The organism is Streptomyces torulosus (assembly GCF_001419765.1).
GTDB classification, from domain to species: Bacteria; Actinomycetota; Actinomycetes; order Streptomycetales; family Streptomycetaceae; genus Streptomyces; species Streptomyces torulosus.
Window position 1 is genome coordinate 1 of sequence record NZ_LIRK01000140.1, and the last position, 13,604, is coordinate 13,604.

At 68.4% G+C, this 13,604-nt stretch carries 13 protein-coding genes and 1 pseudogene; 7 read left to right on the plus strand and 7 right to left on the minus strand.

The genetic code is table 11. From position 1 onward, the window contains the following. A partial coding sequence (locus tag AOK23_RS10745) for a PadR family transcriptional regulator (RefSeq protein ID WP_169800288.1) occupies positions 1 to 135 on the minus strand: 135 nt, incomplete at its 3' end. A gap of 169 nt (positions 136 to 304) precedes the next feature. Between AOK23_RS10745 and AOK23_RS10750 the strand changes: the two genes are divergently transcribed. Both AOK23_RS10750 and AOK23_RS10755 read left to right on the plus strand, forming a co-directional pair. After that, positions 305 to 862 (plus strand): PadR family transcriptional regulator, encoded by a 558-nt coding sequence (locus AOK23_RS10750; RefSeq protein ID WP_055712519.1) that lies wholly within the window; start codon positions 305 to 307, stop codon positions 860 to 862. A gap of 115 nt (positions 863 to 977) precedes the next feature. After that, entirely contained in the window at positions 978 to 2,702 is a 1,725-nt protein-coding gene (locus tag AOK23_RS10755) for an acyl-CoA dehydrogenase family protein (protein ID WP_055712520.1), read from the plus strand. 292 nt (positions 2,703 to 2,994) lie between these two features. Here AOK23_RS10755 and AOK23_RS48815 read toward each other — a convergent pair whose 3' ends face one another. Beyond that, positions 2,995 to 3,159, minus strand: a complete 165-nt coding sequence (locus tag AOK23_RS48815) for a hypothetical protein (RefSeq protein ID WP_157877993.1) — start codon at positions 3,157 to 3,159, stop codon at positions 2,995 to 2,997. Positions 3,160 to 3,374: 215 nt separating this feature from the next. Here AOK23_RS48815 and AOK23_RS10760 point away from each other — a divergent pair, with 215 nt between their 5' ends. Beyond that, positions 3,375 to 3,740: a hypothetical protein gene (locus AOK23_RS10760; RefSeq protein ID WP_055712521.1), complete on the plus strand. Its 366-nt coding sequence runs from the start codon at positions 3,375 to 3,377 to the stop codon at positions 3,738 to 3,740. A 186-nt stretch (positions 3,741 to 3,926) separates the two neighbouring features. Beyond that, a pseudogene (locus tag AOK23_RS51870) lies at positions 3,927 to 4,616 on the plus strand (phosphatase PAP2 family protein); the annotation flags it as partial. Here the strand turns inward: AOK23_RS51870 and AOK23_RS10765 are convergent. From AOK23_RS10765 to AOK23_RS10780, 4 genes are all read right to left on the minus strand, one after another. Further along, positions 4,608 to 5,285: a response regulator gene (locus AOK23_RS10765; RefSeq protein WP_055712522.1), complete on the minus strand. Its 678-nt coding sequence runs from the start codon at positions 5,283 to 5,285 to the stop codon at positions 4,608 to 4,610. The pseudogene AOK23_RS51870 and the gene AOK23_RS10765 sit on opposite strands and share 9 nt — an antisense overlap. A 7-nt stretch (positions 5,286 to 5,292) precedes the next feature. Beyond that, positions 5,293 to 6,741: a sensor histidine kinase gene (locus AOK23_RS10770; protein WP_079049404.1), complete on the minus strand. Its 1,449-nt coding sequence runs from the start codon at positions 6,739 to 6,741 to the stop codon at positions 5,293 to 5,295. A 258-nt stretch (positions 6,742 to 6,999) separates the two neighbouring features. Further along, a complete protein-coding gene (locus AOK23_RS10775) occupies positions 7,000 to 7,488 on the minus strand; it encodes a GNAT family N-acetyltransferase (protein ID WP_055712528.1) in 489 nt (162 codons plus the stop codon). A gap of 180 nt (positions 7,489 to 7,668) precedes the next feature. After that, on the minus strand, positions 7,669 to 8,808 hold the full coding sequence (locus tag AOK23_RS10780; RefSeq protein ID WP_055712523.1) for a PucR family transcriptional regulator: 1,140 nt from the start codon (positions 8,806 to 8,808) through the stop codon (positions 7,669 to 7,671). An 86-nt stretch (positions 8,809 to 8,894) separates the two neighbouring features. On the opposite strand from AOK23_RS10780, the gene AOK23_RS10785 reads away from it, so the two are divergent. From AOK23_RS10785 to AOK23_RS10795, 3 genes are all read left to right on the plus strand, one after another. Then, entirely contained in the window at positions 8,895 to 9,956 is a 1,062-nt protein-coding gene (locus AOK23_RS10785) for a ferredoxin reductase (protein ID WP_055712524.1), read from the plus strand. Between the two features lie 7 nt (positions 9,957 to 9,963). Further along, complete coding sequence (locus tag AOK23_RS10790) at positions 9,964 to 11,082, plus strand: fatty acid desaturase family protein (protein ID WP_055712525.1); 1,119 nt, start codon at positions 9,964 to 9,966, stop codon at positions 11,080 to 11,082. Positions 11,083 to 11,297: 215 nt separating this feature from the next. Then, positions 11,298 to 11,735, plus strand: coding sequence for an ATP-binding protein (locus AOK23_RS10795; protein WP_206336179.1), 438 nt, complete (start codon positions 11,298 to 11,300; stop codon positions 11,733 to 11,735). A 92-nt stretch (positions 11,736 to 11,827) separates the two neighbouring features. Here the strand turns inward: AOK23_RS10795 and AOK23_RS10800 are convergent. Beyond that, the coding region (locus AOK23_RS10800; protein ID WP_055712526.1) for an alpha-L-fucosidase at positions 11,828 to 13,604 on the minus strand (1,777 nt) is incomplete at its 5' end.

A 13,604-nucleotide genomic window follows, 5' to 3' on the forward strand; every position in this document is an offset into this window, starting at 1 on the left:
CTTGAGTACGCGGTAGATCTGCTGGTGGGTGGCGGTCCAGAAGTACCCGATGGACCGCTCGAACCGCCGGGCCAGCTCATAGCCGGAGCCCGGCTTCTCCAGCAGGGAGACGAGGATTGCGTGCTCGAGCGCCATGCGCACGATCTTGCTATTAGCTTCGCCCAGAAGCACCCGCACCTCGTCCGACACCGCATGCCCCTGGCGCAGAACAGGCCTGCCACTGGTCCATGTGACCGCACCGGGTGAGCGGTGTCTCACCGCCACGGCGTTGCTATGCAACGAGGTGCATAGCAAGATCGTGCGCATGGCGCTCGAGCACGCAATCCTCGTCTCCCTGCTGGAGAAGCCGGGCTCCGGCTATGAGCTGGCCCGGCGGTTCGAGCGGTCCATCGGGTACTTCTGGACCGCCACCCACCAGCAGATCTACCGCGTACTCAAGCGGATGGAGAGCGACGGCTGGGTCGACGTCCGCGAGGTCCCGCAGTACGGGCGCCCGGACAAGAAGGAGTACTCCGTGGCAGGGCCCGGACGGGACGCGCTCTCCGCGTGGCTCCACGAGCCGACCGAGCCCGACAGCGTCCGGCACGACCTCGCGGTGAAGATCCGCGGCGCCGCCTTCGACGACCCGGCCGTCCTGATCAGTGAGGTCGAGCGACACCGGCAGACGCACACGGACCGCCTGGACCACTACCTCGCGGGCGCGGCCCGCGACTTCGGGGACCCTCCGGCGGACGGCCCGATCGACGCCGAACGGGAACTCCAGCACGTCGTACTGCGCGGCGGCATCGCGTACGAGCGCATGATGATCGCCTGGCTCGACGACGTCCTCGCCACCCTCGCCGGCTTCGCCCCCGGTCACTGACCGGCCGAGCCGGCCCCAGAACGCAATCCCAGAACGTGCCCCCAGAACGTATCCCAGACATGACCCGGGACATGCGTTCGTCTCACCCTCATCCCTCAACCGAAAGGCGGCACTCATGACCGACGCGCTGCTCTTCAACCCGCGGACCTACGACCCCGCGCACTTCGACCCGGAGACCCGCAGGCTGCTGCGCGCCACCGTCGACTGGTTCGAGGAACGAGGCAAGCGCCGACTGATCGAGGACTACCGGACTCGTGCCTGGCTCGGCGACTTCCTCGCCTTCGCCGCCGAGGAAGGGCTGTTCGCGACGTTCCTCACGCCCGCCTCCGCCGCCGCGGAGGGCGAGGGCGACAAGCGCTGGGACACCGCCCGCATCGCCGCCCTCAACGAGATACTCGGCTTCTACGGCCTCGACTACTGGTACGCCTGGCAGGTCACCATCCTCGGACTCGGGCCGGTCTGGCAGAGCGACAACCCCGCCGCCCGTGCCCGCGCCGCCGAACTGCTCTCCCAGGGCGAGGTGTTCGCCTTCGGTCTGTCCGAGAAGGCGCACGGCGCCGACATCTACTCCACCGACATGCTCCTGGAGCCGGACGGCACGGGCGGTTTCCGGGCCACCGGCTCCAAGTACTACATCGGCAACGGCAACGCCGCCGGGCTCGTCTCGGTCTTCGGCCGCCGCACCGACATCGAGGGCCCCGACGGCTACGTCTTCTTCGCCGCCGACAGCCGCCACCCGGCGTACCACCTGGTCAAGAATGTCGTCGACTCCTCGAAGTTCGTCAGCGAGTTCCGCCTCGAGGACTACCCCGTCGCCCCGGACGACGTCCTGCACACCGGCCGCGCCGCCTTCGACGCCGCCCTCAACACCGTCAACGTCGGCAAGTTCAACCTCTGCACCGCCTCGATCGGCATCTGCGAGCACGCGATGTACGAGGCCGTCACCCACGCGCAGAACCGCATACTCTACGGCCGTCCCGTCACCGCCTTCCCGCACGTGCGGCGGGAGTTGACCGACGCGTACGTCCGGCTCGTCGGGATGAAGCTGTTCAGCGACCGGGCCGTCGACTACTTCCGCACCGCGGGCCCCGACGACCGCCGCTACCTCCTCTTCAACCCGATGACGAAGATGAAGGTGACCACCGAGGGCGAGAAGGTCATCGACCTGATGTGGGACGTCATCGCCGCCAAGGGCTTCGAGAAGGACAACTACTTCGCCCAGGCCGCCGTCGAGATCCGCGGCCTGCCGAAGCTGGAGGGCACCGTCCACGTCAACCTGGCGCTGATCCTCAAGTTCATGCGCAACCACCTCCTCGACCCGGTGGCGTACGAGCCCGTCCCCACCCGGCTCGACGCGGCCGACGACGTCTTCCTCTTCCGGCAGGGGCCGGCCCGGGGTCTCGGCTCGGTGCGCTTCCACGACTGGCGGCCGGCCTTCGACACGTACGCCCACCTGCCCAACGTCGCCCGGTTCCGCGAACAGGCCGACGCGCTCTGTGAGTTCGTGCTCAAGGCCGCGCCCGACGAGAAGCAGAGCCGGGATCTCGACCTGCTCCTCTCCGTCGGGCAGCTCTTCGCGCTCGTCGTCCACGGGCAGCTGGTCCTGGAGCAGGCAGCCCTGTCGGACCTCGACGAGGACGTGCTCGACGAGTTGTTCGCCGTGCTCGTGCGCGACTTCTCCGCCCACGCCGTCGAACTGCACGGCAAGGACTCCGCGACCGAGGAACAGCAACTCTGGGCGCTCGGCGCGGTCCGGCGCCCGGTCGTCGACGGGGCGCGTTCGGAGCGGGTCTGGCAGCGCGTGGAGGCGCTTTCGGGGGCGTACGAGATGAGGCCCTGACGCCTTGGCGATCATGCCCGCGGAGTACGGTGGCCGCCACCTCGTACTCCGCGGCGCGTGCGCCGGCGTGTGCCGAGCCGGGTAGCCGAAACACGACTGGCGCGGCGGCTCAGTGAACCGAGTTCACGTGGCGAAGACGTTTGCCCGTTCACCGTCATCAAGCGCAAGGCTGACGGGTGGCGTCGCAGCAGACTTCTCGCCGCTTCCTCGGTAAGGCCCCGCCTGGGCGCGTCATGATCCGGCGGGGCCTTTCAAGGAGCTCGTGCTCACTCCGGCGGAGGGTGACAACACATCATGGGCTTGGGAGCCTCCACAGTTCCGTCCGCGCACGGGCCTGGTCCGCCGGGAACTCACGGACCAGGTGGTAGAGGTTCTCGAAGTACTCCTGCCAGCGGTTCGGATCCGGCATCGAGTTCCCCGCCCGCTTCACCCGCAGCAGGCGCGGCGTCCACACCATCCTCGACGTCGAAACGGCCCTGGCCGCCGCCGACACCGCCGCCCGGTTACACGCCCGCGTCGCGGCCGGCGAGAAGGTCTCCGGCCCCGACGCACGCAGGGAAGGCGCCGCATCAGTACCCCTGCCAGCCCGGCTGCGGCAACACTGTCCGCACCGACACCCACGCGCGTCTCCTGCGCGAACGCGCCGACGAGCGCGCCCGCATCCGCGGGGCCATGGACCGGCTCCTGGCCGGACAGGCCACCGCCTCCAACGGCAGCTTCACCGCGGTCTCCCTCGCCGTCGAGGCTGGCGTCCACCGCCTGGCCCTGCTCAAACGACACGTCGACCTGAAAAGCGGGTTCCATGAGCGCGTCAGCATTGAGACACCACAGGTCCCGGAAGTCGAGAAACGGCTCCGGGAAACAGTCACCAAGCTGAAGAGGACCATCGCCGACCAGAAGGCCGAGGTCGATGAACTTCGCCAGCAGGTGACCAGGCTCGCCATCGCGAGTGCCGTGCGCACTCAAGAGAACGACGGGCAAGCAGAACGGGCTCTTGTCTCGGACAACGTCATCCCGTTTCCGGAATCCACAACCTGACGGGGCTGAAGCCGCAGGGTCTGCTCCCGTCTCACCAGCAGGCCCTGGGTCATCCACACGATCGGCTGTAGTGGGTCGGGCTGGGACGGCGAGGGTTTCCTTACCCGTCAACCCTGACGATCGGCAGGGGTCGCTGTTGCCGTTCGGCTCGGGTTCCTGGCTGTCCCCGCTTCTACGTTCAGGCCCATGGAACAAGAACCACGAGAGAAGATCAGAGCTGGCCGGCTGCTTGGCGCTTTGGGCGTCTTGGGTATGGGGGCGGGAGCGGTCGTCTGGCTTTCCCCGGGTGGGCTGGGTGAAGCCGGTGCCGTCCAGGTCACTGGGGGAGCATCGGCGTCCGCGTACCGGTCGGTGACTCGGACGGTGGCAGATGCGCCGTCGTGGCTGGGCCCGCTCCTGGAATTAGCCACAGAGGGCACTCTGGTGCTTCTCGGAATGTTGCTGGCCTGGACATGGTGGACAGCAGTCCGCCGCAAAGATCTACGAGGGGCCGCCGGATCGGTGGTGACCGGTTTCGGCACCGTCGCGGCCTACGCGGTGAGTGAAGCAGTGAAGCTGGTGGTGGACGAGGAGCGACCTTGCCGCGCGCTGCGCACGGGGGCCGACCTCATCGCGGAATGCCCTGGCGCGGGAGACTGGTCCTTCCCGAGCAACCACGCCACCCTGGCCGCCGGGATGGCCGTCGGCATGGTCGTGCTTCGGCCGCGCCTTGCCGCAGCCACGCTGCCGCTGGCCGGGGCCGCTGCGCTGCTGCGTGTCTTGGTGGGGGTCCACTATCCGCACGATGTACTCGCTGGCGCGATCCTCGGCGCCACGGTGGTGGTGGCCGTACTGCTCACGGTCCTGCCGCTGGCTCAGCGGGCGGCATCACGTCTGGGATGGCGCAGGAACGATCCCGGCCTCGTGGGCAACGACCGCGGCAGCGGCGCGGTTGTCCACGCCCAGCCTCGCCAGGATGGAACTCACATGGGCTTTCACGGTCCCCTCCACCACATGCAGACGCCGGGCGATCTGCCCGTTGGACAGCCCACTGCCGAGGAAGGCCAGTACCTCCCGTTCCCGGGCGGTCAGGGAGTCGACTCGGGCGCGGGCGGCGGAGCGCCGGCCGGCGAGGGTGCCCGCGCCCGTCGCGGCGAGGTGCGCGACAACCCGGGACGCGACCTTCGGTGACAGATAGGCGGCGCCGTCGGCCACCGCCCGGACCCCGGTGATCAGTTCCTCGGGCTCGCCCGATTTGATCAGGAAGCCGGTGGCGCCACCACCGAGTGCTCGCAGGATGTAGTCGTCCTCACCGAACGTCGTCAGCATGACGACGCCTGTGTTGGGCGCGGTACTGCGGATCTCCGCCGCCGCGTCGATGCCGTTCAGCCCCGGCATACGGATATCCAGTACGGCTACCGCAGGGCGGTGACGCCGAACCAGTTCCACGGCCTCGTGTCCGTCACCGGCCTCGGCGACGATCTCCATGTCCGGATCCGAGGCAAGAACGGCGCGTACTCCCGCCCGGATCATCGGCTCGTCGTCGGCGATCAGCACCCGGATCATCGAGCACTCATGGGGTGAGCGCGTCCAGGGACATCAGGATGCCGTCCCGGAAGCACAGCCGGTAAGCGTCGCCGGACCTGTCGTCGAACCGGTCGGCCGTCATCGCGTAGTACTCGCACGTTATGCCGTCTCCTGTCGGCTCGGCAGTTGGCGGTCGGTAGTTCGTCTGCCGGTCCGGCAGGAAACGCTCCACCTCAGAACGATCTTGCCCTACGCGCAGGCGGGAATAGTCACCAGGTTCCAAGACCGACCGGGACGCCGACAGCGTCTCCCACCCCATGAGTGCTCCGCTCAGCACCGCTCCTGTCACCAGGGGCACCATGATCGCAGCGACCAGGGCCCGGCTGACGCGGCGCCGAGCACGGCGATGTTCCTGCGGCAACTGGCCGCCGGTCCGGGAGCCCGCGGGAGCGAGGAGCCGTGGCGGCTGTGACGCAGGTGCGTGCGGGATCCACGCGGCGACTGCAAAGCCTCCGTCGCGCGGACCATGGTCGACCGAACCGCCGGCCAAGCGCACACGTTCTTCGAGACCGATGAGGCCACGCCCCCCACTCCGAGGCCGAGGCTGCAGGTTGGCCGCGGATGATGACGGGCCGTTCTCTACGACGACTCTTGATTCCGTTGCCGTATGCGTCACTTGGACCGTCACCGTCGCGCCGGGCGCGTGCTTGGCAACGTTGGTCAGCGCTTCCTGCACGACGCGATGAATCGCCCGCTCCGCTACCGGTGGCAGATCGTCTGCCGTGCCGTCGGTGTACAACTTCACCGCGAGGCCGGCCACGGAGGCCTCTTCGATCAGGCCTGCCAGACTGGAGCCGTTAGGGTCCGTCGGCACGTCACCGGTCTCTTCGCGCAGGACACCGATCACCTCGCCGAGACGCTCCACTGCACCTGCCGCCTTGGCCCTGATGTCACCTGCGGCCCTTCGATGGTGCTCTTCAAGACCCGGCGCGAGTTTCAGGGCACCCGCCGATAAGGCGATCAGGCTGAGGTCATGGCCCAATACGTCATGCATGTCCTGCGCGATACGCGCTCGCTCGCGCAGTCGGGCCTGCTCAGCGACCAGCTCCTGTTCGCGTTGCAGTTGTTCTGCACGCTCCCAACCGGCCCGGACAAGCTGCTGATACTGGCACCAGAACCGGCCCGCGAACCAGGGCAGCATCGTGGCGACGACCACCACTGTGACAAACCGGCTGGCCAACGGCAGCCAGGCAGGCGCGACGGACAATGCCACGACGCCGGCCGCGAGAAGCCCGACCAGCGCGAGCACGGTGGGCGCCATCCGTCCAGGCCACCGTCCGGCCAGGAACGCAGCGATGGCAGTCGGGACAGTCCACCACAGGTTCACCATGCTCAGGCCGGCGGCCGTCACCGCGGCCGCTGTCAGAAGGCTCCCTGGAGCAAGGGTCTGCGGAGAAACAGCCGTCCCGGTCGGAGTCCCACTTTTGATCACCATGCTGTCCACGGCAGCGACGGTACGGACATCGGGAGCCGTCCGACACTGCCGAAAGTCCAATCTGCGCCAGTAACCGGCGAGCACCGCAGTTTGAGGGACAGGCTGGCCAGACACGGCCAAGTCCCGGACGCGAGGTGAGTCTTGCTCGCGCACGGAGACTGAACAGAAGAACTTGACAGGGAACACCACCAACGCCGCAACACCCTCCACGCCCCCGATTCCGACCTTTGCACGCTCTCGCCTTCGCCCAGCAGGGTCTCAGTGTGTTGTTGAACCTCCGATGACCGTGGCGTCGCGGAGTCGAGTGCTCGGGCAGAGGTAGAAGAGTTCGGGATCTCCCTCGTCGAGGCCGTGGAGCAGACCGACGGGGTGCCAGCCGGCGCGTTGTAGTAGCTGCTGCATGGGGTGGTTGGAGACATTGGTCGAGGTGAACAGCTTCGCGGTGGTGCAGATGGTCTCGAGGGCCGTGAGGAGATGTGCGCCCACACCCCGTCGGCGGGCACTGGGGGCGACCATCAGCATGGTGATGAAGCCCTGCTCGAAGAAGCTGTACTCGAGCGCGCTGTAACCCAAAGGTCCCGACGAGTCTCGGGCCATGACGACCACACCCTGTTCGCACCAGCGCCGGATGCTGTCCCGTCGTGCGTGGTCGCCTGCTGCCGCGACGGAATCGATCTTGGCCAACGCGGCCCAGTCCGATGGTTCCGCGCGGTCCACTTGAAGCCCGCTGAGGTTCTCGACATCCATGGGGTGCATCGTGGCAACGTAGGGGCGGTTCATGCTTGCTATTTGGGTTCGGCGAGTCCACGTCCCACCTCGTGCGGGGTGGCTGGGCGGCCGTTCCGCGAGCCGAGCGGTCGGCCGGCGTCGGGACGGGACGGTTTCGGTGCACCGGCAGGGATGCCGGTCTTCACGCGCAGGTTTCTGTCAGCTGTCCCGAAGGCCGACCGCCAGCGTCAGTTCGAGGACCCGGTGCGGCGATGCGAGGTCCGGGAACAGCTCCCTCAGCTGCGACATCCGGTACCGGACGGTCTGGGGGTGGACGAACAGCGCCGCCGCCACCTCCTCCCGCCTGCCCTGGTGCAGCAGCCACGCCCGCAACGTCTCCTCCAGCCGCCGCGCGGTCGCGACGGGCAAGGTCCGCAGCGGTGCGAGGGCTCGGGCACGCAGGTCTGCGAACGCGTCCATGTCGGCGCTCAGCACCAGCTCGGGCAGATGTTCCTCGGTGTCGCGAATGTCGGAGGAGAGGGAGCGCGCGCGTACGGCACGTGCGTACGAGGCGGACGCACGAGTCCATGGCCGGGCCGGGCCGACCACGACGGTGCGGTCGGTCAGCTGCCTCAGGAGATGTGATCGGTCGGCATCGGGGACGAGCAGCACGCCGAAGGCGTCCGGCAGATCGTCGAGGACGAGGGTGCTCGGGTCGAGGACACGGTAGGCAGGCCGGGCATCGGCGGCGGGCAGCAGGACCGCGGTCAGTGAAACCGGAGGCTGCCACCCTGCCCGCTGAGCAGAGGCCAGCAGCACATCCGGGCTCGCGCCGGAGAGGAGGTCGCGGACCAGTTGTTCCAGGTGGCGCTCATGGGCCCGGCCCCGGGCGGCCAGTTCGTCGGCGTGGCCCGCGGCGCTCGCGGCGGAGAGCTCGTCGATGTAGGCGAAGGTCAGCTCGGCGAACTTGGCGACTTCGGCGGCGGGCAGACCCGCGGGTACGGCGCCCGCGGCCAGGCATCGCCAGGCCACGCGGGCGCCGACGCGGTAGGCGCTGAGCAGGGCGTCCATCGAACGGCCGTCGCGCACCTCGCCGCGGCCGAGCTCGTAGGCCGCGTCACCGGCGTCGCCGCCCGTGGCGTTCCCGCTCGCGAGGTCCAGGTAGTGCCCCAGGGCGGTGCGGACGGCTCGGCGGATGGTGCCGCCCATGCTGCCCGAAAGGGCGTTGGCGTAGGGAGGGACCTCGTCGATGATCGCCTGGACGACCTCGTCGGCGGTGGTCCTCAGTTCGGCCCGCAGTGCGGTGACCGTCGTCTCATCGAGGGCCAGTTCGGTGGCCCTCCGGATTGCATGGCTCATCTTTTGTTCCCTGCGAACAATTCCGCCGACCAGATTCACGTCCTACGGTCAGGACTTTACGCCCTGCGGCGCATCAAGCTGGAGTCATGACGAGTGCAGCCCTCCGCAGTAGGGCGTGGAAACTGCTGGAGATGGTCACGACGCCGGTGCTGCCGTCGGACTACCTCGACCTGGTCAGCCCGCTGCGTGCGGGCGCCGACCTGCGGGGGCGCATCGAGGCCGTGCACCCCGAGACGGCTGACGCCGCGACCATCGTGATCAGGCCGGGACGGGGCTGGCGCGGCCACACAGCAGGTCAGTACGTGCGGATCGGGGTCGACGTCGACGGGGTGCGCCTGTGGCGTGCCTACTCGCTCACCTCGCCGACGAACCGCCAGGACGGCCGTGTCACGATCACCGTGAAGGCGATCCCGGACGGCAAGGTCAGCAACCATCTGGTCCGCAGGGTGAAACCGGGCACGCTGATCCAGCTCGACCAGGCGACCGGTGACTTCGTGCTGCCACAGGCCAAGCCCGCCAAGGTGCTCTACCTGACGGCCGGCAGCGGCATCACGCCCGTGATGGGCATGCTGCGCGACACCGAGTTCGACGACGTCGCCATGGTCCACTCCGCGCCACAGCCCCACGACGTGATCTTCCGCAAGGATCTGCACGACCTGGTCGCGGACAGGAAGCTGCGTCTGACCGAGCTGCACACCGACACCGACGGCATGCTCGACATCGCCCGTCTCGACGAGCTCGTGCCCGACTGGGCCGAGCGCGAGACCTGGGCCTGCGGGCCCGCGGGCCTGCTCGACGCCGCCGAGGAGCACTGGAGCAAGCACGGCGTCGCAGAACGCCTGCACACCGAACGCTTCCGCCCCAGCGTCGTCGTCACCGGCGACGGTGGCGGGGGCGAGGTCACGTTCAGCACCACCGGCAGGACCGTCGACGCGGACGGCGTCACGCCGTTGCTGAACGTCGGCGAGGAAGCCGGCGTGCTCATGCCGTCCGGGTGCCGCATGGGCATCTGCTTCGGCTGCGTCACGCCGCTCAAGGCGGGCGCCGTCCGCGACCTGCGTACCGGCGAGATCACCGAGGCCGAGCCGGGCGTCCTCATCCAGACCTGCGTGTCCGCCGCGGCGGGCCCCTGCGACATCGAACGGTAGGAGCACCTTGACCGCCATCGACCCCACCGCCCACCTGACCGCGGAGCAGATCGAGGAGCTCGGCCGCGAGCTGGACGCGATCCGCGACGAGGTGATCGCCAGCCGTGGTGAGAAGGACGCCGCCTACATCCGCAAGGTCATCTCGGCGCAGCGCAAGCTCGAGCTGGTCAGCCGGGGCGTACTGCTGTTCTCGTTCTTCCCGCCCGCGTGGCTGATCGGCACCGCCGGTCTGTCCGTGGCGAAGATCATGGACAACATGGAGATCGGCCACAACATCCTGCACGGCCAGTGGGACTGGATGCGGGACCCGAAGATCCACTCCACCACCTGGGAGTGGGATCACGTCTCGCCGGCCGAGCAGTGGAAGCACTCGCACAACGAGCTGCACCACACGTACACCAACGTGATCGGCAAGGACAACGACCTCGGCTACGGCATCATGCGCGTCGACGAGGACCAGAGGTGGTACCCGTTCCACCTCGGCCAGCCTCTGTGGAACTTCATCAACGCCTGCTTCTTCGAGTACGGCATCGCCGCGTACGACCTGGAACTCGGCAAGAACCTGCGCAAGCGCCGCCGCAAGGATCCGGAGTTCCGCGCGCGGGCCAGGGCCGTGGGCCGCAAGATCCGCAAGCAGGTGCTCAAGGACTACGTGATCCACCCCCTGCTGTCGGGCCCCTCGTTCCTCACCACACTCGCCGCCACGTTCACCGCCAACCTGGTCCGCAACATCTGGTCCCACTCGGTGATCATGTGCGGCCACTTCCCCGAGGGCGTGCAGGTCTTCGAGCGCCGGTCGATCAAGGGCGAGACCCGCGGCCAGTGGTACCTGCGCCAGATGATGGGCTCGGCGAACATCAGCGGCAGCAAGGCCATGCACTTCATGACCGGCAACCTGTCGCACCAGATCGAACACCACCTGTTCCCGGACCTGCCGAGCAACCGGTACGCCGAGGTCGCGGTGAAGGTGCGCGCGTTGTTCGAGAAGTACGAGCTGGAGTACGTCAGCGGGCCGCTGCCCAAGCAGGTGTTCTCCGCGTGGCGCAAGGTCTTCCGGCTCTCACTGCCGAACAAGAAGCCCAAGGTCAAGACGCCGGACCGCGAACGGGAGCTCGCCGCGGCCTGATCCCGGTCTCTGTTCAGACCAAAGGGGCGGAGTTCGGCGCAGCGCTGCCGGCCGGGTTCGCCGGCGGCGCGTCGCCGCGATGAGGCCGGGCAGGTCGGCGTGTGCAATGTGCTGTGCCGCTGGTGGGACCGGGGCGTCCCATGCCTGTCGCGTCGGGTGCCGGGTACACGGTGCTTACACGTGCCGGGTTGGCTGAAGGGGAAGGAGTCGGAGCCGTGGCGGTGAAGGCGATGGGGTGGGCGCACTCGTTCCCCATGTCCAAGGGAGTACGCGCGGGGCGGGAGTGGACACGCAGGCGTCTGGAGTCCCTGGCCTGGGCCGCCGCCGAGCCGCACACCGTGGACGCCATCGTGCTGGCGGTGTCCGAGCTGATCACCAATGCGCACGTCCACGCGCACAGCGACGCACACCTGGTCCTCACTTGGGACGGCGACTGCCTCCATGTGAGTGTCCACGACGAGGACCCGACGCTGCCACGCCAGCGCGAAGCAGAGCCGGGCGAGGTCTCCGGCCGCGGAGTGGCCATCGTGCGGAAGCTCGCCGACGAGTGGGGAATCAGGTGCCAGCGGCAGGGCAAGACCGTGACGGCGTGCTTCCGCCCCACAGAAACCGATCCCGATCCCGATGTCGATCCCGATCGTCGACCGGAGTGACGGTGCGGCACCCGCCCGCCGGGAACATCCCGCGGCCGCGCCTCAGCGCCGACGGGGGGCGTCGATGTACTCGACGCCCGCCGTCGGGGTGGTCACAGGGCGATGATCTGCCACTGCTGGCGCGTCAGTGACGCGTACGGCTGCTGTTCGATGGCGGCTCCGTCGGCGGTGCTGCCCTCGTCGACGGCGAGGCAGAGACCGCTGTAGCGGTTGATGAGGAAGTAGTGGCCGTCACCGGTGGGTGTGACGGCCCAGTGCTGCTGGGGGACTGCGTCGTCCGACCAGATGCCGACGCTGCCGCCGTCCGCACGGGAGAGACCCGACACCTCCATGAGCTTGCCGCTGCCCACACCCTTGATCTTGTAGTAGCCGTCGCCGGTGCTGGTGAAGGTCCACTTCTGGTTCGCCTTGCCCAGCCACGGCCACTGCAGCACGGGGGTGTTGTTCGTCGTGCCATTGCCCTTCACGTCGGCGACCTTGCCGCTGTGCCGGGCCACCAGCCGGTAGGTGGTGCCGTCTCCGGGCAGCGTGGTGGACACCAGTGCCGGCTTGGCCGTCCGGCCGCCGATGTGGACGCCGCCCATGTTGGCGTAGCCGCCGGTGGCCGCGTTGGCCTGGATCCGTACGAAGCCCACGTTCCGGGCCGACCACTCGGCCACCTTGGGGGCACGGTTGCCGGCCCAGGTGCCGGTCGCGACCTGGGTGAAGTTCGTGCCGTCGGTGCTGGTGGAGATGGTGTACGAGGTGATGTCACCGTCGGTCGAGTCGCTGCGGCCCCATTGTTTGGGCAGGTACTCCAGAGTGGAGACGTTGCTCCACACCCCGCCCAGGTCGATCGTGATCGAGTGCGGTAGGGCGTTGGGCAGTCCCCACGTCGACCAGCAGGTCTCGTAGTTCCTGTCGCTCAGCCCGTCGATGGCGTTCAGCGGTCCCTCGCGGTCGCGGAACCCGGTCGCGTAGGCACTGACGGGTGTCACGGGGTGCTCGGCGCGCGGTGGCTGCGCGGGCAGTGGGGGCCTGGAGGTGTCGGGGCTCCAGGCCGCTCCGACCTCGGCGAGCCGGTTGACGATGTTGGTGTCCAGCCTGCCGTTGCGGTTGGGCGGGCAGTTGAGGATGAACGAGGTGTACTTCGGCTCAAGGTCCGCAAGGTGCGACAGGATCGCCTCCTTACTCATGAGGCCCTCGGTCGGGGTGGAGGGGTGCCAGAACCAGCCGTTGCTGATGGTCTGCCCCTGTGTGGCGGCGTAGGTGTTCCCGGCCGGCGCCGTGACGCCCAGCGGCTCCTCGAAGTAGATCGCGTCGCCGAGCCACGGCACCGACAGGGCACCGTGGTCGATCATGACGATGTCCGGCTGGAGCGACTTCACGTGCTCGCGGATGCGCTGGTAGGAGACGGCCTGCTGGCCCATCTGCCATGCGTAGCCGTCGGTGATGAACATGTCGATGGTGCCGTAGTTGGTGAGCAGTTCGGTGATCTGACCGAGTATGAAGGTCATGTCGGCGGGCTGGATGGCGTCCGTGATCTCCAGGCCGGACACCTTGTGCCGGCTCTCCCACGCCTCGACGCCGAAGGTGCGGTCCCAGATCGAGTAGTAGAACGCGACCCTGAGCCCCTTCGCACGGAAGGCGTCGCAGTACGCCTTCACCACGTCCTGCTTGTAGGAGCTGTTCGCTACGTTCTGGGTGCCGTAGGCGCTCGGCCACAGCGCGAAGCCATCGTGGTGCTTGGTGGTCAGGATGCCGTAGCTCATCTTCGCCGCGGCCGCGGCGGCGGCCCACTGGGCACAGTCCACGGCCGTGGGGGCGAACAACGCGGGGTTCTGGTTGGGCGCGGCCCACTCCTCGTTGGTGAACGTGCCCAGGCTGAAG